Genomic DNA, 18,209 nt, shown 5'->3' with positions numbered 1-18,209 from the left:
ACCGCTTGACGCGGCGCGCTCGATACGGCCACGGCCTGAGCGACGACCCTTGACCTTCCAGCCGGGTGGAAGGTCTACGGTCGGTGGCATGACCTCCCTGCGGATCTCCCAGCTCGCCGAGCGCAGCGGGGTGCCGGCCACGACCCTGCGGTTCTACGAGAGCGCGGGGCTGCTGTCCGCCGGCCGGACCCCCGCCGGGTACCGGATGTACGCCGAGGACGCGATCGACCGCCTGGCGTTCATCGGCGCGGCCAAGCGTCTGGGTCTCGCGCCGGAGGAGATCGGCCGGCTGGTCGGAGTGTGGGAGGCCGGCGCCTGCCGCGAGGTGAAGGCCGGCCTGCGGCCCCGGATCTCCGCCCGGCTCGCCGAGGCCGAGGCCCGCGCCGCCGAGCCGGCGGCTTTCACCGCTTCCCTGCGCGGCGCCCTGACCCGCCTGGACGCACTGCCGGACCGGGCCGGCCGGTGCGACCCGGAGTGCGGCTTCCCGGCCCCGGGGCCGGGCGCGGGCCCGGGGCCTGCCCCGGACTCGGCCCCCGTCTCCAGCGGGGCTCGTGGTGGGCAGCGGGTCGATGTCGTCCTGTCGCCCGGAAGGCGGGCCGCCGGGCAGGAGGCGGAGCGGTGGCGCGCCGCGCCGGAGGCGTGCTCGCTGCCCGGCAGGGGACGGCAGGAGCGCACCGCGCGGTGGCGCGCGGCCGTCGACGGCGCGGCCCGGGCAGCCGTACCCGAAGGGCTGCGGTTGACCCTGCCCGTCGAGCAGGTCACGCGCATCGCCGAGCTGGCAGCCGCGGAGCAGGGGTGCTGCCCGTTCTTCGACTTCCGCCTCCACCTCGACGGCCCGAATCTGCACCTGGAGGTCCGCGCGCCCACCGACGGGGGTGCGCTGCTGACAGACCTCTTCGGCTCCACCGACTGACGCTGTCGCCCCGCCCTCCCCCGCCCCAGCCACCTCTCACCAGGAAGCCCTCCACCGTGCTCGTCGCCCGTTCCATCGCCCTGTTCGTCGTCGCCGCGCTGTTCGAGATCGGGGGAGCCTGGCTGGTCTGGCAAGGCATGCGGGAGCACAAGGGGTGGGTGTGGGTCGGCGCGGGTGTCATCGCGCTGGGGCTGTACGGCGTGGTCGCCACCTTCCAGAGCGACGACAACTTCGGCCGGATCCTCGCGGCGTACGGCGGCGTCTTCGTCGCCGGGTCGATCGCCTGGGGCATGGTCGCCGACGGTTACCGCCCGGACCGCTTCGACATCATCGGGGCCCTGGTCTGCCTGGCCGGCATGGCCGTGATCATGTACGCGCCGCGCGGCCACTGATCTGGGGGTCTCGCTCGGGGGCGATGACAACAGCCGACGCACCGCCCATCGTCTTCGTGCACGGGACTCGTTTCAGCGCGGGGCAGTGGAGCACGCGACTCGCCGCACTCCAAGAGGAGCCCCCGGTCGCCGCCGACGGCCTTCCGGGCCACGGAGTGCGCTCGGCGCAGCCCTGGAGTCCGCGCGCGGCGACGGAGGTCGTCGCCGCCGCGGTGGAGTCGCTCGGCGGCGGCCCGGCCGTGGTCGTGGGGCACTCGCTCGGCGGTTATGTCTCGCTGGAGTTCGCCCGAGCGTCCGGTCGCGCACGCGGCCGGCACCCTGCGCGCGGTCACCCCACGTCGGTGCCGAGGGCGCGATCGAGCGCCGCCCGGCCGGCGGGTCCCCAGGCCGGCTTGCCGCCGGGGAGCCCGCGGTCCCCGTTGTGGCCCATGAGCATGAGGAACAGGCTCTTCAGCGCGGCCAGTCCACGGGCGCGCCGGATCGTGGCCCCGTCCGCCCGCGCGTACGCGTCGAAGAACCGCGCGGCCCCGCCCCGGGGAAGGACGACCCAGGCGGCCGCGAGGTCCCACGACGGATCTCCGGCGAACAGGTCGCCGAAGTCGATCACGCCCGAGAGCGTCCCGTCGGACACGACGACGTTCGCGGGGTGGAGGTCACCGTGCACCCAGACCGGCGGGCCCTCCCACGCGGGGGCGGCGACCGCGTCGTCCCAGACGGCCCGGGCCCCGTCGCCTCTGCCGCCGAGGGCGACGGACCGCAAGAGGTGGTCGAAGCCTTCGGTGTACGCGCCCGGGTGAGCGCCCCGGTCCACCACACCCGGGGCCTCGGCGGGGGCCGCCGCATGGAGCGCCCTCAGGAAGTCCGCCAAGGTGTCCGCCGCGTGGTCGCCACGGCTGATCGAGGTGCGGTCCAGCGGATCGCCGGGGACCCACGTCATGATCGTCCACCGCTTCGGGAAGCGGGCGGACGGCTCCCCGACCCGTACCGGGCGCGGGACGGGGAGCGGCAGACGGGGAGCGAGGTGGGGCAGCCACCGGCACTCCTTGCGCTGAAGCTCCGGGGCGCGTTCCGTACGCGGCATGCGTACGGCCAACTCGTCGCCGAGGCGCCACTGCTGGTTGTCCCAGCCGCCCACGACCTCGCGGACGGCCAGCTCCGCGAGATCCGGATGCTGCTCCCGGAGCAGGTCATGGACCAGGTCCGCCGTGATCTCGATGCCGGCGGCAGTGCCGGAGTCCGCGTCGGTCATGCCGCGCCACGGTACCGGGCGGGCCCGGCCGGTCAGTCGAGGCAGAACTCGTTGCCCTCGACGTCCTGCATCACGAGGCAGGACTCGTTCTCCTCGTCGGCGAGGAGCAGGCGTACGCGCTTCGCGCCGAGCGGCAGGAGCCGCGCGCACTCGGCCTCCAGTGCGGCGAGGCGCTCCTCCCCGACGAGCCCGGTACCGACCCGCACATCGAGGTGCACGCGGTTCTTGACGGTCTTGCCCTCGGGCACACGCTGGAAGTACAGCCGCGGGCCCGCCCCCGTGGGGTCCTGACAGGCGAACCCCGCGTCCCGCTTCTCCGGCGGCAGGGAGAGAGCGTAATCGTCCCAACTGGCAAACCCCTCCGGCGTCGGCGGTACGACGTACCCCAACACCTCGCACCAGAAGTGGGCCACGCGCGTGGGCGACGCGCAGTCGAAGGTGATTTGGACCTGCCTGATCGACGTCATCGGGCCACCGTAGAGGAGCGCCCCCCCCCGACGAGCCTCCGGATTTCCTCGCTGTTTCCTCGCTGCCGGGCCACCACCCGGGTTGCTGTGGAAAAGGGGGGCGCTGGAAGGATGGCGCCGTCCAGTCCCGACACGCCCAGCCCGCAGGAGACGCAACCGTCGTGACCCGCACCAGCGCCGTTTCGCTGATCCGTTCCCGTACCCTCTCCGACGTCGCCGAGTACGCCTACGCGGCCACGGCACCCGCCGGGTCCCGGCTGATCTTCCTCGCCGGCGCGTGTCCGCTCGACGAGCACGGCGGGACCGTGGCCGTCGGCGACTACGCCGGCCAGGCGGCGCGGGCCGTGGCGAATCTGCGGACCGCGCTCGCCGACGCCGGCGCCTCGGTCGAGGACGTCATCAGCACCCGCGTCCTCGTGGCCTCGGCCCGGCAGGAGGATCTCGTGGCCGCCTGGCAGGTGGTCCGGGATGCCTTCGGCGACCACGATGTGCCCAGCACCCTGATGGGCGTCACCGTGCTCGGCTACGCCGACCAGCTCGTCGAGATCGAAGCGGTGGCCGCCGTCCTCGACGAGCCTCAGCCCGAAGGAGCGGCTTGCCCGCCGTCGGCGTAATGACAGGGTGAGACTCGCCGCCCCCTCAGCCTGAGCCGGTGAGCGATGCCCGAGCCGCCGCCGAAAAGGCCGACGAGAAGAGCGCGGACCGTCTGACGACCCTGTCCGACGGGATCTTCGCCATCGCGATGACCCTGCTGGTCCTGGACCTCCACGTCGAACCGGGGCTGTACAAGGACGAGTTCATTGATGCCGTGCGCCGCGCGCTGCCGGACCTCGGCGCGTACGTCCTGAGTTTCACGATCCTGGCGGGCTTCTGGCGCGACCACCGGCTGATCGTCCGTCTCGTCCCGCGCTTCGAGGGGGTGGCGCTGCGGTTCGCGCTGATGTGGCTGGGCGCCATCGCCCTCGTCCCGTTCCCGACGGCGCTGCTCTCCGAGTACGCCGCGCGCCCGCTGACCGTGGCCGTGTACGCGGGCATGGTCGCCGTCACGAACCTGCTGGAGCTGGCGATGTTCCTGACCGGCCGGAGGACGGAGCACGCGACGGAGGCCTCCCGCGGCGATGCGGGCCGGGCGGTCACCGCCGATCTGGCCTCGACCGCCGCGCTCTTCGCCGCGACCGCGCCGGTCGCCTACCTCGTCTCTCCCGTCGCGGCCATGTGGTGCTGGCTGGCGCTGGTCCCCATCAAGCTCACCCTCACCCGCCGGAAGCGGGCCACCGGCCGCCGGCACGGCCGGGCGAGCTGAGCGGGCCGGCGGGGCGGCCGGGCGAGTTGAGCGCGCAAGGGACGGCCCCTTCCCCGTACGGACGTACCGGCCTCGCCGTCTCCTCCCGGCCGGGCGACGATGGGGAGACCCGGCCGTGCGGAGCCGGTACAGGCCCGTCACTCGAACGGCACACCCCCACAGCATTCTCATCTCATATCTGAGATAGCCTGCCGACATGTCAGACGACTACCTCGTACGTATCGGCAAGCTCATCCGTGACGCCCGTCAGCATCGGGGCTGGACACAGACGCAGTTGGCCGAGGCTCTCGGCACGAGCCAGAGCGCCGTCAACCGCATCGAGCGCGGCAACCAGAACATCAGCCTTGAGATGATCGCCCGCATCGGCGAGGCCCTCGACAGCGAGATCGTGTCGCTCGGGTACGCCGGTCCCATGCATCTGCGGGTCGTCGGCGGCCGACGGCTCTCCGGGGCGATCGACGTCAAGACCAGCAAGAACGCCTGCGTGGCGCTGCTGTGCGCTTCGCTGCTCAACAAGGGGCGCACCGTCCTGCGCCGGGTGGCCCGGATCGAGGAGGTGTTCCGGCTCCTGGAGGTGCTCAACTCCATCGGAGTGCGCACCCGCTGGGTCAACGACGGTGTGGACCTGGAGATCGTGCCGCCCGCGCAGCTGGACCTGGCGGCGATCGACGCCGACGCCGCACGCCGGACCCGCTCGATCATCATGTTCCTGGGACCGCTGCTGCACCGGACGGAGCAGTTCACCCTGCCGTACGCGGGCGGCTGCGACCTGGGCACCCGCACGATCGAGCCGCACATGATCGCGCTGCGCCGCTTCGGCCTGGAGATCGCCGCGACGGAGGGCCTGTACCACGCGCAGGTCGACCGCACCGTCGCCCCGGACCGGCCCATCGTGCTGACCGAACGCGGTGACACGGTGACCGAGAACGCCCTGCTGGCCGCCGCCCGGCACGACGGCACGACGGTCATCCGCAACGCCTCGTCCAACTACATGGTCCAGGACCTGTGCTTCTTCCTGGAGGCCCTGGGCGTACGGGTCGACGGGGTCGGGACGACGACGCTCACCGTGCACGGGATCCCGCAGATCGACGTGGACGTGGACTACTCCCCCTCCGAGGACCCGGTCGAGGCGATGAGCCTGCTGGCAGCCGCCGTGGTCACCGAGTCCGAACTCACCATCCGCCGGGTGCCCATCGAGTTCCTGGAGATCGAGCTCGCCGTCCTGGAGGAGATGGGCGTCGACTGCGACCGCACCCCGGAGTACGCGGCCGACAACGCCCGCACCCGCCTGGTGGACCTCACCGTCCGGCCCTCCAAGCTGGAGGCGCCGATCGACAAGATCCACCCGATGCCGTTCCCCGGCCTCAACATCGACAACGTCCCGTTCTTCGCGGCGATCGCCGCCGCGGCGCACGGCCAGACCCTGATCCACGACTGGGTCTACGACAACCGCGCGATCTACCTCACCGACCTCAACCGCCTCGGCGGCCGCCTCCAACTCCTCGACCCCCACCGGGTCCTGGTCGAGGGCCCGACGCGCTGGCGCGCCGCCGAGATGATGTGCCCGCCCGCCCTGCGGCCCGCCGTGGTGGTGCTGCTGGCGATGATGGCGGCCGAAGGCACCTCCGTACTCCGCAACGTCTATGTGATCAACCGCGGTTACGAGGAACTGGCCGAGCGGCTGAACTCGGTGGGCGCACAGATCGAGATCTTCCGGGACATTTGAGATGAGGATGCCGCCGCGCCCTGTCTGACCCGCTACCGAGCGGGGCATGGAGGGGTGTGGCGGCATCTCTGGGACTCTGGGCCCGCGTGGGCTACGAGCCACGCTCCACAGGTTCTGCCGACCGGCTACGGCTACGGCTACGCGAAGATCGCGTCGATAGCGGCGCTGCCCCGTGCGCCCGCGTAGGTCCTCGGCCGCCGGTGTTCGGCTTCCACCGGCGTCTCTGTTGGAGTCGGGTCGTCCCAGGGCAGCGTGACCGGGATCGGCGCGAACTGCTCCGTGTGCTGCTGGAGGGCCCGCGCCACGCTGGATGGCAGCGGCACGTCCCGTACCTTGCGGCCCTTGGGGAGGGCGAAACACAGCCTCGCGCACCATCGTGACCCGCCGCCGGACGTGGACGACTTCCTTGACGAAGTCGATGTCCTCCTCCATGGAAAGCCCGAGCGCCTCCCCCTGCCGGAGCCCAAGGCCGACGCGCCGCTCGACGGACGGGCCCGACACGTCGATTGACCCGCGCTACCTGATCCGGAACAACCACCTCACGATCGGTCAGGAATGGCGGGCGATGCCGGTTCCGGTCCTTGCGACCGGGGGCCGGGCGGCGGACACGGATCCCGGTGCCGCCGAAGATACCGGTCTGCCCGGCCTGACCGAGTTGGCCGACAACGTCGGTCAGGCCCTCTGGCGCCTGCGGCCACGCCCTGGAGCCGATCCGGAGCCGCCCTGTGATGGAGCGCGGTGTGGCGAAGGGCCCGCTCTCGTCCTTCACCACGCGACAGCGTGAGGTGGGAAGGGCCCTCAGTCGCGGCCTGCGGGCGCCAGGCCCTGACCCTGCAGCCAGCGCAGGTGGGCCGGGAGGGTGGCTCCCTGGCCTCCCGCATGGTCGGCGAAGGGCCAGACCTTGATGGCCTTGGGGGCCGCGTAGCGGTGGTACGCCGCGTAGACGGTGGACGGTGGGCAGACCGGGTCCATCAACCCCGCGCTGAAGAGGGCGGGAGCCTGGGCGCGCCGTGCGAAGTGCACGCCGTCGAAGTAGCCGAGCGTGGCGAACGCGCGGTCGGGGGCGTCGCGGGTGTGGTGGCGCAGGTAGTCGACGACTTCGGTGTACGGCCCTTCGGTGGCTGTCTCCGCCCCTCGCCTGAAGTGGCACAGGAACGGCACGTCGGGCAGGGCTGCCGCGATGTCTCCGCCCGCCAGTCCCGCGACCGCGAGCGTGAGCCCGCCCCCCTGGCTGGCTCCTTGGACGATGATCCGGTCGGGGTCGACCCGAGGCAAGCACCGTGCGGCGTCGACGGCCCGCACGCAGTCGGTGATGAGGCGGCGGTAGTAGTGCTCACGCGGGTCCTGGATGCCACGGGTCATGAAGCCCCGCACCCATTGGGGGCCGCCGCTCTCGTCGCGGTCAGGAGTGTCGTGTCCCTGGCCGCGGCTGTCGACGACGAGATGGGCGTACCCGGCCGACGCATAGCCGAGGTGATCGGTGGGCAGGCCGCGGCCGCCGCTGTAGCCGATGTACGTGATCACGGTGGGCAGCTGGCCCCGGGCCCCGGCCGGGGTGATGAACCAGGCGGCAACGGTCTGGCCGCGCCAGCCGGGGAACCGTAGATCGTGGATGTCCACGGTGGACATCAGCGTGTCGAGGACAGGTGTGAGGCGCGGATCGCCTCCGGCGTCGCGGGACAGCGAGAGGCTCTCGTCCCAGAAGGCGTCGAAGTCGTCGGGCTCCGGTATCTCCTCGCGAAAAGAGTCCAGTTGATCCGGTCGGAGGTCGGCGAACGGCATGGGGCCTGCTCTTTCGGGGTGAGGCGTGGTCCGGGAGGCCCGATTCTCCCGCCTCCTCCGGCAGCCGCATGAACGCCGGAGGGGGCCGATCGGGCCTCCTGTACTACCACAGGTGGGGTGTTGGCAGGTTTCTCGCGCACGTACTGCCGCCGCACACCGTGCCGCCGGGGATGCCGCTGCCCTCCACGAGGCGAGCCCCTGGCACGTGCGGGACACGTGCCAGGGGCTCGATCGGATCAGCCCGCGTCGCGGGGATCGAACGACGTGGTGTCGACCGTCAGCGGCTCGGGGAATCCGCCGGCCACGGCGTCCCACCGGGTGAACTTGAAGTTGGTGCCCTCCCGGTCGCCGTCCGCGGGGGTGTCGTCGCCGTCATGGGTGATCAGCAGGCCCTGCGGGAACGCCGCGCCCAAGGGCACGTTGACGACCATGGAGCCGTCGGAGTGCTGGACGCCGTCGACGGCCGGGCCGCCGGTGACCGCGAAGGAACCGACGTAGGCGTTGCGGCCCTCCCGCTCGTACACCGCGAAGGTGTCGTCGCCCTGGCTGGAGGCGAGCACGTACCCGGCGCCGTCGGCCGCGTGGTAGACCGTGACGCCCTCAGCGTCGGCGCTCAGGTGCTTGCCGCCGTAGCCGGGGTCGTTCGCCGTGTCGAGGACGCACTCCTCGTCCGCCTCCTCGTCGTAGGTCCACGGCGTGCCGTACTCGCGGACCCGGTCGATCAGATCGGCGTCGTCGAACTCCTCGTCGTCGAGCTCGATGCGCCACAGGCCCACGGCCTCCTGCGCGGCGTAGAGGACGCCCTCCTCCTGGTCGAACGCCATGCCCTCGACCTGCGGACGCTCCCCGGGGTCGCCGCACGGGGCCCAGTCGGTTCCGTCGGGCAGCTCGAAGCTGCCGGGCAGCGAGAGCGTGTCCTCGGTCTCGTAACCGACCCTGCCACCGCGGTCCTTCAGTTGCAGCAGGCGCAGGCGGGTCTCCTCGCGCTGCGACACGACGACGTAGGCGTCGTCGTCATCGCTGAACGCGGTGAGCCCGTACGCCGTTCGCTGCTCTTCCACCTCGGACTCGCCGGAGGCGAAGACCGGCTTGACGTCCGGCGCGGTGACGTCCTTGAGCGGCGGCCTGCCCGCCGCCACAGCGGTGGGGTCGATGGCGAAGGCGCGGACGCGGTCGCGGCCCCGGTCGCTCACGAGCGCCAGGTCGGTCTTCTTCCCGCCGAGTTCGAAGCCGTAGATCACGTCCACGTTGTTGAAACGGCCGACCGCGCCCTCCTCGCTCGGCGCCGGGGGCGCGGCGATGTGCTGGATCCTCTTGCCGTCGAGACCGTATACATCGAGTCCGGCCTCCTTGAGAGTACCGATGACGATGCTGCGCCCGGGATGCTCCGGGTCGACCCAGACGGCCGGGTCGTCGGCGTCGGCGTTGCCGCCGGCCGGGTCGTCGTGCACGGCGGGCGTCTCGATGCCGGCGTTGACCAGCACCGGTCCGGAGGCGGGGGCCGGGCCCCCGGCCACCATGAGCAAGGTGGCGGCAAGGGCGGTAAAAGCGGTGGCGCTCACGATACTCCTCAGTAGGGGACAGCCGGTCGAAACCGTAGAAGCCGTGGTTGGAGACGACCGGAAGCAGAGATGAACAACAGCCGCCCCGTCAGTTCTCTTCGTTCATGGAAGCTCCGCCGGCCTCGGTCCAAAGCCGGAGCCGGGATCCGCTCGTGAGGGCGGCGGTCTGGAGCGCTCCAGGAGGCATGTCGCTCGGACGGCGCAGGCGGCCCGGGTACGACCGGGCCGCCGCCCGATGCAACGCGTCCGCGGCGAGGGCTTTCGGAAGCCGACGCTCACGGGGAGCGGTCCGGGGGCGGCGCCTGTCCGCCGTGGCCGGCAGGCGTGGCGCCGCTCCGGGGGCATGAACGATCAGCCGTCCGCCGAGCTGCCGCGGACCACGCAGGAGCGGTTGTTCTCCCAGCCCCAGCCGTCACCGTCGGGGTCCGAGGAACCGGACAGGCAGTAGGGGTAACCGTTCGGGGCCGTGCCGCCCTCACCGCTGCCCGGGTCCGCCGAGCTGCCGCGGACCACGCAGGAGCGGTTGTTCTCCCAACCCCAGCCGTCACCGTCGGGGTCCGAGGAACCGGACAGGCAGTAGGGGTAACCGTTCGGGGCCGTGCCGCCCCCGCCGCCGGGGACGTCACCGTAGACCGTCGCGGGCTCGGAAGTGGTCGAGATGCCGTTGGCCCCGGTGAGGAAGCGGCTGCCCCAACTGGTGGGCGCGTCCGCGTCGAAGCCGTTGACCATGTCGAGGTACTCGACTCCGCTCCCGTTCCCGCTCCAGGACCAGCCGATGTATCCCACCTTCAGCGACTGGGCGGTCGCCATGATGGCGTCCTCGTCCGGGTTGCCGTCGCTGTGCGCGTCGCCGAACTCACCCACCACGATGGGCAGTCCGTTGTTCACGAAGTGGTTGAGGTAGTCCCGCACCTCGGCAGCGGTGTCGTACACCCCGTACATGTGGATCGAGAAGATGGTGTTGCGGTCCGGGTCGGAGGCGAAGACGGCGGCGGCGTTGGTCCTCATGGTGTTGGACCAGTCCTGGCCCCAGTTGGGTGCGTCCACCATCAGCGCGTGGTGGAGGCCGGCGCCGCGGAGCTTGCCGATCGCGTTCTTGGTGGCCTCGGTCCAGGCGGTGTAGCCCGTGTTGCCGAAGGGCTCGTTGCCGATGTTGATGACGACGTAGTTCTCCTGTCCCTCCAGGGCGCTCCTGACGTCGACCCAGTAGTCCGCGGCCTGGTCCAGTGATGCGGCGGCACCGTCTTCTCCGTAGCCGGTCGTGTCGTGCACCTCCAGCACGCAGATCAGCTTGTTCGCCTTGCACTGGCCGATCAGGGAGGAGACTTCGGAGGCGCTGGTCCTGGTCCAGCGGTCCCCGCTGCCGAGGACGATCCGGACCGTGTTGGCGCCGGTGGCGGCGATGTCGGCGAGCGAGCCGGTCTCACCCGGGTACCAGACGTGGGCATGGTTCACGCCACGCATCACGAACTCGTTTCCGTTGGCCTCGTACACACGACCGTCGGTGACCCGCAGCCCCGTGGCGGCTGCCGCGCTGGTGGCCGTTCCGAAGACGGCCAGCACGGCACCGACCAGGCCGGCCACGGTCATGGCGACGACCGTGTACAGGGTGTTTCTCCGCGGAGGTTTCATGTCTCTCCTCAAGTGGGGGCTGCAACAGCCCTGGCGGTTGGTCCGGGAAGATCAACGGCAATCCGGGTACGGCTTGTCGAGCGGCTCGGCCGACAACTGCGCGTGCCGCACGGTCCGGGGACGGCCTCGGCGGGCGGGCGGCGTGCTACCTCCTGGACAACGTTGCCGTCGCCTGAACGGAGGGCGGGAATCGGATCGCGTGAGTGACGTTCGCCCGGTAACGCGTCGGCACCGATGAGCACCTGCGGACGGAAGCAGCCCCGGGGCCACTGAGTTGCGGAGCCCCGGTTTCCCGACAGAGGCCGGATGTCGCACCCATATGAGGCACCGAATGTTCCAGCCATGTCAATAGGCGTGTCGCAGAGGTTTCACCCCCCGTTCCGCGCAATTCGAGAACGCCGCGAGCATGCGCTCGGCCGACCGCACCGGAATTCGCCCCGCCCTCTCGGGACGGTCGTCGATAACAGGAGGTCGGCAACGCCCGGCCACCTTCCGCTCGGCGAAGAACCGCTTCGACGACAAGGAGACGGGCGTGGCTCCTCCCCCGCCGTCCGTGAGATTTTGCGAATCATTTACTTAACTAAACCAGTTTACTAGAAAACGTTGTCAGAAGCGGGCACAGTGGCGTTCCTGAGCGATGCACCCCCAGGAAAGGGCAGAACGTGACGGTGTACGGAGCACTCGACATCGGCGGTACCAAGATCGCAGGGGCGCTCCTCGACGGGAAGGGCCGTCTCCTCGCACGGGCGCAGCGCGCGACTCCGGCCGACCGGCCTGCCGCCGATCTGGCGGCGGCCGTGATGAAGGTGCTGGACGACCTGGCCGCGTTCCCGGCCTGGGACGAGCTGTCCTGCATGGGCATTGCCAGCGCGGGGCCCGTCGATACCGACGCGGGCACGGTCAGTCCTGTCAACATTCCTGGCTGGCGCGGCTTTCCGCTCATCGATCTTGTGCGCACACACCCTCGGCTGCCGCTAAGTGTCCTCCCTGTTCTCGTGGGGGACGCTGTCGCCATGACGGCGGCCGAGCACTGGCTCGGCGCCGCGCGCGGGTTCGACAACGCCCTCTGCATGGTGGTGTCCACCGGGGTCGGGGGCGGACTGGTCCTCGGCGGGAGAGTGCATGCCGGACGCACCGGCAATGCCGGGCACATCGGCCACATCACCGTCGACCACGAGGGCCCGCGCTGCGCGTGCGGGGCCCCGGGATGCGTGGAGAGTCTGGCGAGCGGAACGGCGATCGCCGCACACGCCCGCGCGCTCGGATGGACGGCTGAGCCCGGTTCGCCCTCGCACGCCGCCGCGGTCGCCGCGGCGGCCCGCGAAGGGGACGAGCGGGCTCTTGCCGCCTTCCGGAGATCGGCGCGAGCACTGGCCGCGGCGATCGCGGCGACGGCAGCACTGGTGGAGCTCGATCGGGTGGTCATCGGCGGCGGCGTGGCGCAGGCCGGCGACGTCCTGTTCTCCCCGCTCCGGCAGTACCTGGACGACTACGCCGTACTCGACTTCACCCGTGGGTTCTCCGTCGTCCCCGCCGGCCTCGCGCTGAACGCCGGTCTCATCGGAGCGGCTGCCACGGCCTCCGCCGAAACCGTGTCCCCCGCCGGGATACCGCACTGCTGACACCGTCGCGTGCCGCCCTCGGCGGCAGCCCCGGAAGGGAACACCCGTGGATCGACTCCTGAACACCATCCGTCCCTACTCCTGGGGCTCCACCACCGCGCTGTCCGAGCTGATGGGCACCGTCCCCGACGGCACGCCACAGGCTGAGCTGTGGATGGGGGCCCACCCGGCGGCCCCCTCGCGGCTGCTCCGTGCCCACGGCCCCGAGCCGCTCGACGCCCTCATCCGCTCACGGCCGGCCGCCGAGCTCGGAGAAGCGACGCTCCGCCGGTTCGGGCCACGCCTGCCTTTCCTCCTCAAGCTGCTGGCCGTCGAGTCACCGCTCTCCATCCAGGTGCATCCGGATCTGGCCCAGGCCGCCGTCGGACACAGGATCGAGAACGCACAGGGGGTCCCCCTCGACGCCCCCTACCGCAACTACCGGGACGACAACCACAAACCGGAAATGATCGTGGCGCTCAGCGGCTTCGAGGGCCTCTGTGGCTTCAAGCCACCCACGCACTGCGCCGACCTGCTCGCGGCCCTTCGGCTCCCCGAACTGGCCCCGCACGTCACAACGCTGCGCGAGGAGCCCGAAGAGCCCGCCCTGCGGGCCGTGTTCTCCGCCTTCCTCACCGCCCCCGCGACGCTGGTCGCCGCGGTGGCCGCTTCGGTGGCCCGCGAAGCGGAGACCGCGGAGGAGGACCGGCCCGCGTGGCAGGCGTACGACAGGGTCGCCCGGGCCCGTCCGGGCGACCCCGGGCTGCTCGCCGCCTTGATGCTCCAGCACGTGCGGCTGGCCCCGGGCGAAGGGATCTTCCTGGGAGCCGGCGTCCCCCATGCCTACCTGAGAGGGCTCGGCGTCGAGATCATGGCCTCGTCGGACAACGTCCTCAGATGCGGCCTCACCTCCAAGCACGTGGACACGGAGGAGCTGCTGCGCGTGGTGAGGGCCACCGCCTCGCCCGTACGAGTCCTGCGGCCCGCCGCGCGGGGGGCCGGAGCCGAGGAGGTCTACGCGGCCCCGGTCGACGACTTCCGGCTGTCGCGCGTCCGCCTCTCCGCCGGATCCTGCGCCGCTCTGGATGCGACAGCACCCCAGATCCTCGTCTGCACGAGCGGCAGCATCCGACTGAGCAGCGGCTCACGCGGCTCGTTGACCCTGAGGCCGGGTGAGTCCGCATACGCGCCGGCCGGGGATCAGGTGACTGTCCGAGGCGAGGGTGAGGTCTTCCGGGCGACGGTCGACGCGGGGCACGGGCACAGGCACAGGCGGAGAAAGTACGGATGATCCGCTATGTCCGCCGCTTCCATTGAACCGGTCTACCTCGCTCTCGGGCGGGCGGTCCATGGGCCCTCGAAGCCGTGCCCTGATATCGGCCTTTCCTGTCCGTTCCTCACGGGTCGTCGGTGAATTGGGACCCAGTGATTCGAGGAACGCGGAAAGCGCATTTCGGAATTCCCACGTTCTTTTTCTGTTGGCGTGATCAGTATGTCGGTGGTGTTGACCGCGAGGCAGGTCAGCCGCGGTCCGATCAGCGTCGGTGATCCGCGCCAAAGCGCCGGGGAGGGCCCTTCCTTGCGCCGGCACCAGCATTCCCTTCGGCCGGAGCTGTCGGGTTCAAGCCCGGGTCGCCTTTCCCCGTACCGGCTCGAAAGCGGCCGTCGCGGCGGCGGGCGGGCCGATGAGGAAGCGACGTCGAGTGCTCGGGTCCGCCCATGGGCGCACCCTCCCCCTCTCGTGCAGTGCCTCCACGGCCGAGGCGAGCCGGTAGCGGCAGCACTTCCCTCTTCCACCACAGCGGAACGACCTGACCCCGGTCGGCGATCCACGCCCGTGACTCGTCGGCCGTGGCGCCGGCCAACGGGCGTCGCGTGACGGCCGCGCTCGCCGAGGAGTACCTCCGCTCCGTGGTGGCCGCCCCGCACGGCCGAACGGTCACGCATCGCGAGCACCATGAGCCGACCACGCCCCAACCCGGGCCGGCACTAAGCCCCTTGGGTGGTGGCGGAACAGCCGTCGCTCGGATACCGGTGATGGCTCACTGCTGGGGCGCCGGTGCTGTGGATCCTCTCGGCGTGAGGGAGGGGGTGGGGACCTGGAGCGATTCGATGTGTGTGCCCTCGATCAGGGAGAAGAGGGTGCGGGTCACCTCCGCACCGAAGTGGTGGACGTCGTGGCTCATGGCCGACAGCGTGGGGTGGGTGATCCTGCACAGTTGGGAGTCGTCCCAGGCGAGCAGGGAGACGTCGTCCGGGACGACGAAGCCCATCTCCGCCGCGACGCCCGCGCCCGCGACCGCCATGATGTCGTTGTCGTAGATGATGGCCGTCGGGCGGTTCGCCCCCAGGAGGAGGGACCGTGTCGCGCGTGCGCCCTCCCTCTCGTCGAAGCCGGTCGCCGTCTGACGTCCCTCCTCCAGCCCCAACTCGCGCACGGTCGAGGCGAAAGCCGCTGCCCTGATCGCGCTGTGCCCGAACCGGGCCGGACCGCCCACCCGTGCCAGCCGCCGGTGGCCCAGAGCGGCAAGGTAGCGGACGGCCTCGGCTGTCGCCGTGGCATCGTCCGTCCATACCGCGGGAAAGGAACCGGTCAGCGACGGGTGCCCCACGGCCACCGCGGGCAGACCGATGGCCTGGAGCGCCGGAACCCGTGGATCGTCGTCCTCGAAGTCGACCAGAATGGCTCCGGCGATCGTCTGACTGCGCCACCAGGTCTTGTGCAGCTCGATCTCCTCTTCGACGTCGCGCACCAGCCTCAGCAGCAGCGAGCACGACCGGTCGGCCAGGACGCTCTCGATTCCGGAGATGAAGTCCATGTAGAACGGTTCGAGTCCCAGCAGCCGGGCGGGGCGGCACAGGGCCAGACCGACGATGTCGACTCGCTGGCTGGAGAGGCTGCGAGCTGTCTGGTTCGGCGCCCAGCCGAGATCCCGGGCGGCTTCGAAGATGCGCTCGCGCGTCGCTTCGGAGACACCCGGTTTACGGTTGAACGCGAGGGAAACCGCACCTTTGGAGACTCCGGCGCGGGCCGCGACGTCCTTGATGGTGATGCGGGCAGGGCTGTTCACTTCGTATCCGCGCAGAACAGGGCGGCCCGTACATCGTCCACCGTCACGCTGCCGCAGCCGTCGACGCGGATCCGGGTCCGCTCGCCGGGCAGCAGTGTGGTGAGGCCACGGTCGGCGCGGGCATCGGGGCCAAGCCTGTCGGCCTGGAGGAGGAGATCTCTGACAAGGGTATGCGCGTTCACCACGACGTCGACCTTACCGCCGTCGCCGGCGACCGGTTCCAGGATGACGTCGTAGTCGGGCCGTACGTAGGAGAACTCCTTGTCGGGGACCGGAAAGTACAGGGCGCGCAGACCGTCCGCGTCGGCCACGAGGAACTCCTTGGCGGAGTGCTTCTCGGGCACGAGTCCGGCCGCGGTCGAGAGGCGCAGGACGGAACGCGCGGCGACCACCACCTCCTGCGTGCTGCGGCCGAGAGGCGTCCCGTCCGCCTCCATGCGGCGCAGGTCCACCGCGGTGCGCCACTCGGCGGCGGACTGGTTGACGAGGGCGAGGACCAGCCCCTCCTCAGCGGGTTGCAGGGTCAGGAGCCGGTCGGCGTAGACACGGCGCAGCTCGTGGTGGAGCGGCTTGGGGCGGCCGTCCCCGTCGATCGCGGCCCAGGAGCTCACCGGCCAGCAGTCGTTGAGCTGCCAGACCACGGTGCCCGAGCAGGTGGGCCAGTGGGAGCGCCAGTGCTCGATGCCCGCGGCGACGGCTCGGGCCTGGACGACCTGCGTCAGGTAGTGCCAGCGGTCGAAGTTGCCGTCGGGGAGGGCGAAGTGACGCGCGACACCGCGGTTGAGCTTGTCGTTGCCCTCCTCGGCCTTCTGATGATGCAGCATCCCGGCGGAGTCGGGGGCCAGTACCCCGTCGGTGAGCGCACGGCGGAGCGTGGCCATGGCGGGCGGAGCCTGCCAGCCGAACTCGGCGACGAACCGGGGGACGTTCGCACGGTACTCGGCGTAGTCCTGGCGGTTCCAGACCTCCCAGGAGTGGTACGTACCGTGGTCGGGGTCGTTGGGGTGGTGGTCCCATGATCCGGACCACGGGCTGCCCGCGGTGTAGGGGCGGGTGGGGTCGAGTTCGGCGACCAGGCGGGGCAGCAGGCCCAGGTAGTAGCCCTCGCCCCAGGAGTCCCCCGCGAGACCGGGCTCCCAGTCCCAGTCGCGGAAGCCCCAGAGGTTCTCGTTGTTCCCGTTCCAGAGGACCAGGCTGGGGTGCGGCATGAGTCGGACAACGTTGTCACGGGCTTCGGCCTCGACCTCTCCCCGTAGCGGTTGCTCCTCCGGGTAGGCGGCGCAGGCGAAGAGGAAGTCCTGCCAGACCATCAGCCCGAGCTCGTCGCAGACGTCGTAGAACGCGTCGTCCTCGTAGATGCCGCCGCCCCAGATGCGCACGAGGTCGACGTTGGCTTCGACCGCCTGGCTCAGTCGGGTGCGGTAGCGCGCGGGGGACACCCGGGAGGGGAACACGTCGTCGGGGATCCAGTTGACGCCCCGGGCGAAAACGCGCTCTCCGTTCACGACGAGGGTGAAGCCGGAGCCCCGCGCGTCGGGCGCCCGGTCCAGTTCGATGGTGCGGAAGCCGATGCGCCGGTGCCAGGCGTCCAGTCGCCCGCCCTCGTCGGACAGGGTGACGTCGAGGTCGTACAGCGGCTGGCCCCCGTACCCGCGTGGCCACCAGAGCCGCGGCTCGTCGACCGTCAGGCGCAGTACGGCCGTCTCCCCCTCGAAGCGGACCTCCGCGTGCTCCCCGGCGACCGTGGCGCGCGCCAGCAGACTCCTGCCCGCGCCGGGGTCCGTGCGCTCCACCTGGAGCCGGATCTCCACGCTCCCCGTGCCTTCGTCGACGGTGACCAGCGGGTGTACGGCGGCGAGTCGCGCCGTCGACCAGTGCTCCAGCCGCACGGGGCGCCAGATGCCCGCGGTGACGAGCGTCGGTCCCCAGTCCCAGCCGAAGCTGGAGGCCATTTTGCGGATGTACTGGAACGGTTCGGGATAGACGTTGGGCCGGTCTCCCGTCACCGCCCGGACCGCTTCCGCCTCCTCGTAGGCGGAGGCGAAGTGCACCTCCAGTCGGCCGGCCACCCCGGTGACGTCGAACCTGTAGGAGCGGTGCATGTTGCGGGTGGTGCCGATCTCGCGGCCGTCGAACGTGATCCGTGCGGCGGTGTCCAAGCCGTCGAAGACCAAGTCGGTTCGCTCGTGCCCGCTGTCGTGCGCGACGTCGGCGACGTAGGACCACGCGCGCCGGCCCACCCAGGCCACCTCGATCTCATTGAGGTCGAGGAAGGGGTCCGGAATGATCCCTGCGGCCAGCAGATCGGTGTGGACACAGCCGGGGACCCGGGCCGGCAGCAGATCGTGGTCGTAGCGCAGGCTCCAGCCGTCGGTGAGCTGGGTGACGTCCTTCATGTGCGGCTCCAATCGCCCGAATTCGCGCGCTCTCAAATGGATGACGGCACACAACCTAACCTGCAGTTCGATCACTGTCCATAAACCGGTCTAGTCACGCACGCGTAACACGGGG

14 protein-coding genes and 2 pseudogenes are annotated in these 18,209 nt (G+C 71.0%); 8 read left to right on the top strand and 8 right to left on the bottom strand.

Annotated features, from left to right (window positions below; translation table 11 throughout):
* The first annotated feature begins 88 nt into the window (after nucleotides 1-88).
* From CCZ36_RS28560 to CCZ36_RS36040, 3 genes and pseudogenes are all read left to right on the top strand, one after another.
* On the top strand, nucleotides 89-913 hold the full coding sequence (locus tag CCZ36_RS28560) for a MerR family transcriptional regulator (protein WP_128818861.1): 825 nt from the start codon (nucleotides 89-91) through the stop codon (nucleotides 911-913).
* A 56-nt stretch (nucleotides 914-969) separates the two neighbouring features.
* Complete coding sequence (locus CCZ36_RS28555) at nucleotides 970-1,305, top strand: YnfA family protein (RefSeq protein ID WP_069737896.1); 336 nt, start codon at nucleotides 970-972, stop codon at nucleotides 1,303-1,305.
* Between the two features lie 23 nt (nucleotides 1,306-1,328).
* A pseudogene (locus tag CCZ36_RS36040) lies at nucleotides 1,329-1,757 on the top strand (alpha/beta fold hydrolase); the annotation flags it as partial.
* On the opposite strand, the pseudogene CCZ36_RS28545 reads toward CCZ36_RS36040, so the two are convergent.
* Together CCZ36_RS28545 and CCZ36_RS28540 are read right to left on the bottom strand one after the other, a co-directional pair.
* Nucleotides 1,640-2,554, bottom strand: a pseudogene (locus CCZ36_RS28545) (phosphotransferase); the annotation flags it as partial. The pseudogenes CCZ36_RS36040 and CCZ36_RS28545 overlap by 118 nt on opposite strands.
* A 32-nt stretch (nucleotides 2,555-2,586) precedes the next feature.
* The gene (locus CCZ36_RS28540) at nucleotides 2,587-3,021 is read right to left on the bottom strand and encodes a VOC family protein (RefSeq protein ID WP_069737894.1); all 435 of its coding nucleotides are present in this window, start codon (nucleotides 3,019-3,021) and stop codon (nucleotides 2,587-2,589) included.
* Nucleotides 3,022-3,182: 161 nt separating this feature from the next.
* On the opposite strand from CCZ36_RS28540, the gene CCZ36_RS28535 reads away from it, so the two are divergent.
* The 3 genes from CCZ36_RS28535 to CCZ36_RS28525 all read left to right on the top strand — a co-directional run bounded on the left by CCZ36_RS28535 (nucleotide 3,183) and on the right by CCZ36_RS28525 (nucleotide 6,050).
* Entirely contained in the window at nucleotides 3,183-3,635 is a 453-nt protein-coding gene (locus tag CCZ36_RS28535; RefSeq protein WP_069737893.1) for a RidA family protein, read from the top strand.
* 38 nt (nucleotides 3,636-3,673) lie between these two features.
* The gene (locus CCZ36_RS28530) at nucleotides 3,674-4,324 is read left to right on the top strand and encodes a TMEM175 family protein (protein ID WP_128818859.1); all 651 of its coding nucleotides are present in this window, start codon (nucleotides 3,674-3,676) and stop codon (nucleotides 4,322-4,324) included.
* A gap of 196 nt (nucleotides 4,325-4,520) precedes the next feature.
* Nucleotides 4,521-6,050 carry a helix-turn-helix domain-containing protein gene (locus tag CCZ36_RS28525; protein WP_069737891.1) on the top strand — a complete coding sequence of 510 codons (1,530 nt, stop codon included), beginning with the start codon at nucleotides 4,521-4,523 and terminating at the stop codon, nucleotides 6,048-6,050.
* 137 nt (nucleotides 6,051-6,187) lie between these two features.
* Here CCZ36_RS28525 and CCZ36_RS28520 read toward each other — a convergent pair whose 3' ends face one another.
* The 4 genes from CCZ36_RS28520 to CCZ36_RS28505 form a co-directional block, all read right to left on the bottom strand.
* Complete coding sequence (locus tag CCZ36_RS28520; RefSeq protein ID WP_069741402.1) at nucleotides 6,188-6,373, bottom strand: hypothetical protein; 186 nt, start codon at nucleotides 6,371-6,373, stop codon at nucleotides 6,188-6,190.
* A gap of 475 nt (nucleotides 6,374-6,848) precedes the next feature.
* A complete protein-coding gene (locus tag CCZ36_RS28515) occupies nucleotides 6,849-7,832 on the bottom strand; it encodes an acetylxylan esterase (protein ID WP_128818858.1) in 984 nt (327 codons plus the stop codon).
* Nucleotides 7,833-8,068: 236 nt separating this feature from the next.
* Nucleotides 8,069-9,394: a phytase gene (locus CCZ36_RS28510; protein ID WP_128818857.1), complete on the bottom strand. Its 1,326-nt coding sequence runs from the start codon at nucleotides 9,392-9,394 to the stop codon at nucleotides 8,069-8,071.
* A 351-nt stretch (nucleotides 9,395-9,745) separates the two neighbouring features.
* Entirely contained in the window at nucleotides 9,746-11,026 is a 1,281-nt protein-coding gene (locus CCZ36_RS28505) for a cellulase family glycosylhydrolase (protein WP_128818856.1), read from the bottom strand.
* A gap of 662 nt (nucleotides 11,027-11,688) precedes the next feature.
* On the opposite strand from CCZ36_RS28505, the gene CCZ36_RS28500 reads away from it, so the two are divergent.
* Both CCZ36_RS28500 and manA read left to right on the top strand, forming a co-directional pair.
* Nucleotides 11,689-12,648, top strand: coding sequence for an ROK family protein (locus CCZ36_RS28500; protein ID WP_128818855.1), 960 nt, complete (start codon nucleotides 11,689-11,691; stop codon nucleotides 12,646-12,648).
* Nucleotides 12,649-12,694: 46 nt separating this feature from the next.
* Nucleotides 12,695-13,918, top strand: coding sequence for a mannose-6-phosphate isomerase, class I (manA, locus tag CCZ36_RS28495; RefSeq protein WP_128818854.1), 1,224 nt, complete (start codon nucleotides 12,695-12,697; stop codon nucleotides 13,916-13,918).
* A gap of 751 nt (nucleotides 13,919-14,669) precedes the next feature.
* Here the strand turns inward: manA and CCZ36_RS28490 are convergent.
* Together CCZ36_RS28490 and CCZ36_RS28485 are read right to left on the bottom strand one after the other, a co-directional pair.
* Nucleotides 14,670-15,698, bottom strand: coding sequence for a LacI family DNA-binding transcriptional regulator (locus CCZ36_RS28490; RefSeq protein ID WP_069741395.1), 1,029 nt, complete (start codon nucleotides 15,696-15,698; stop codon nucleotides 14,670-14,672).
* Nucleotides 15,695-18,094, bottom strand: a complete 2,400-nt coding sequence (locus tag CCZ36_RS28485; RefSeq protein WP_128818853.1) for a glycoside hydrolase family 2 protein — start codon at nucleotides 18,092-18,094, stop codon at nucleotides 15,695-15,697. The genes CCZ36_RS28490 and CCZ36_RS28485 overlap by 4 nt, the downstream gene beginning before the upstream one ends.
* Nucleotides 18,095-18,209 lie beyond the last annotated feature (115 nt).

The sequence above is a fragment of the Streptomyces sp. S063 genome (assembly GCF_002832675.1).
GTDB classification, from domain to species: domain Bacteria; phylum Actinomycetota; class Actinomycetes; order Streptomycetales; family Streptomycetaceae; genus Streptomyces; species Streptomyces sindenensis.
Note: the sequence above shows the minus strand (reverse complement) of the source record. Positions and strands in the feature narration are given on the sequence as shown.

Bases quoted from the DNA above. Each gene is read 5' to 3' on its own strand.
- CCZ36_RS28560 (WP_128818861.1), top strand. From the start codon at position 89: ATGACCTCCCTGCGGATCTCCCAGCTCGCCGAGCGCAGCGGGGTGCCG.
- CCZ36_RS28540 (WP_069737894.1), bottom strand. From the start codon at position 3,021: ATGACGTCGATCAGGCAGGTCCAAATCACCTTCGACTGCGCGTCGCCC.
- CCZ36_RS28525 (WP_069737891.1), top strand. From the start codon at position 4,521: ATGTCAGACGACTACCTCGTACGTATCGGCAAGCTCATCCGTGACGCC.
- CCZ36_RS28515 (WP_128818858.1), bottom strand. From the start codon at position 7,832: ATGCCGTTCGCCGACCTCCGACCGGATCAACTGGACTCTTTTCGCGAG.
- CCZ36_RS28505 (WP_128818856.1), bottom strand. From the start codon at position 11,026: ATGAAACCTCCGCGGAGAAACACCCTGTACACGGTCGTCGCCATGACC.
- CCZ36_RS28485 (WP_128818853.1), bottom strand. From the start codon at position 18,094: ATGAAGGACGTCACCCAGCTCACCGACGGCTGGAGCCTGCGCTACGAC.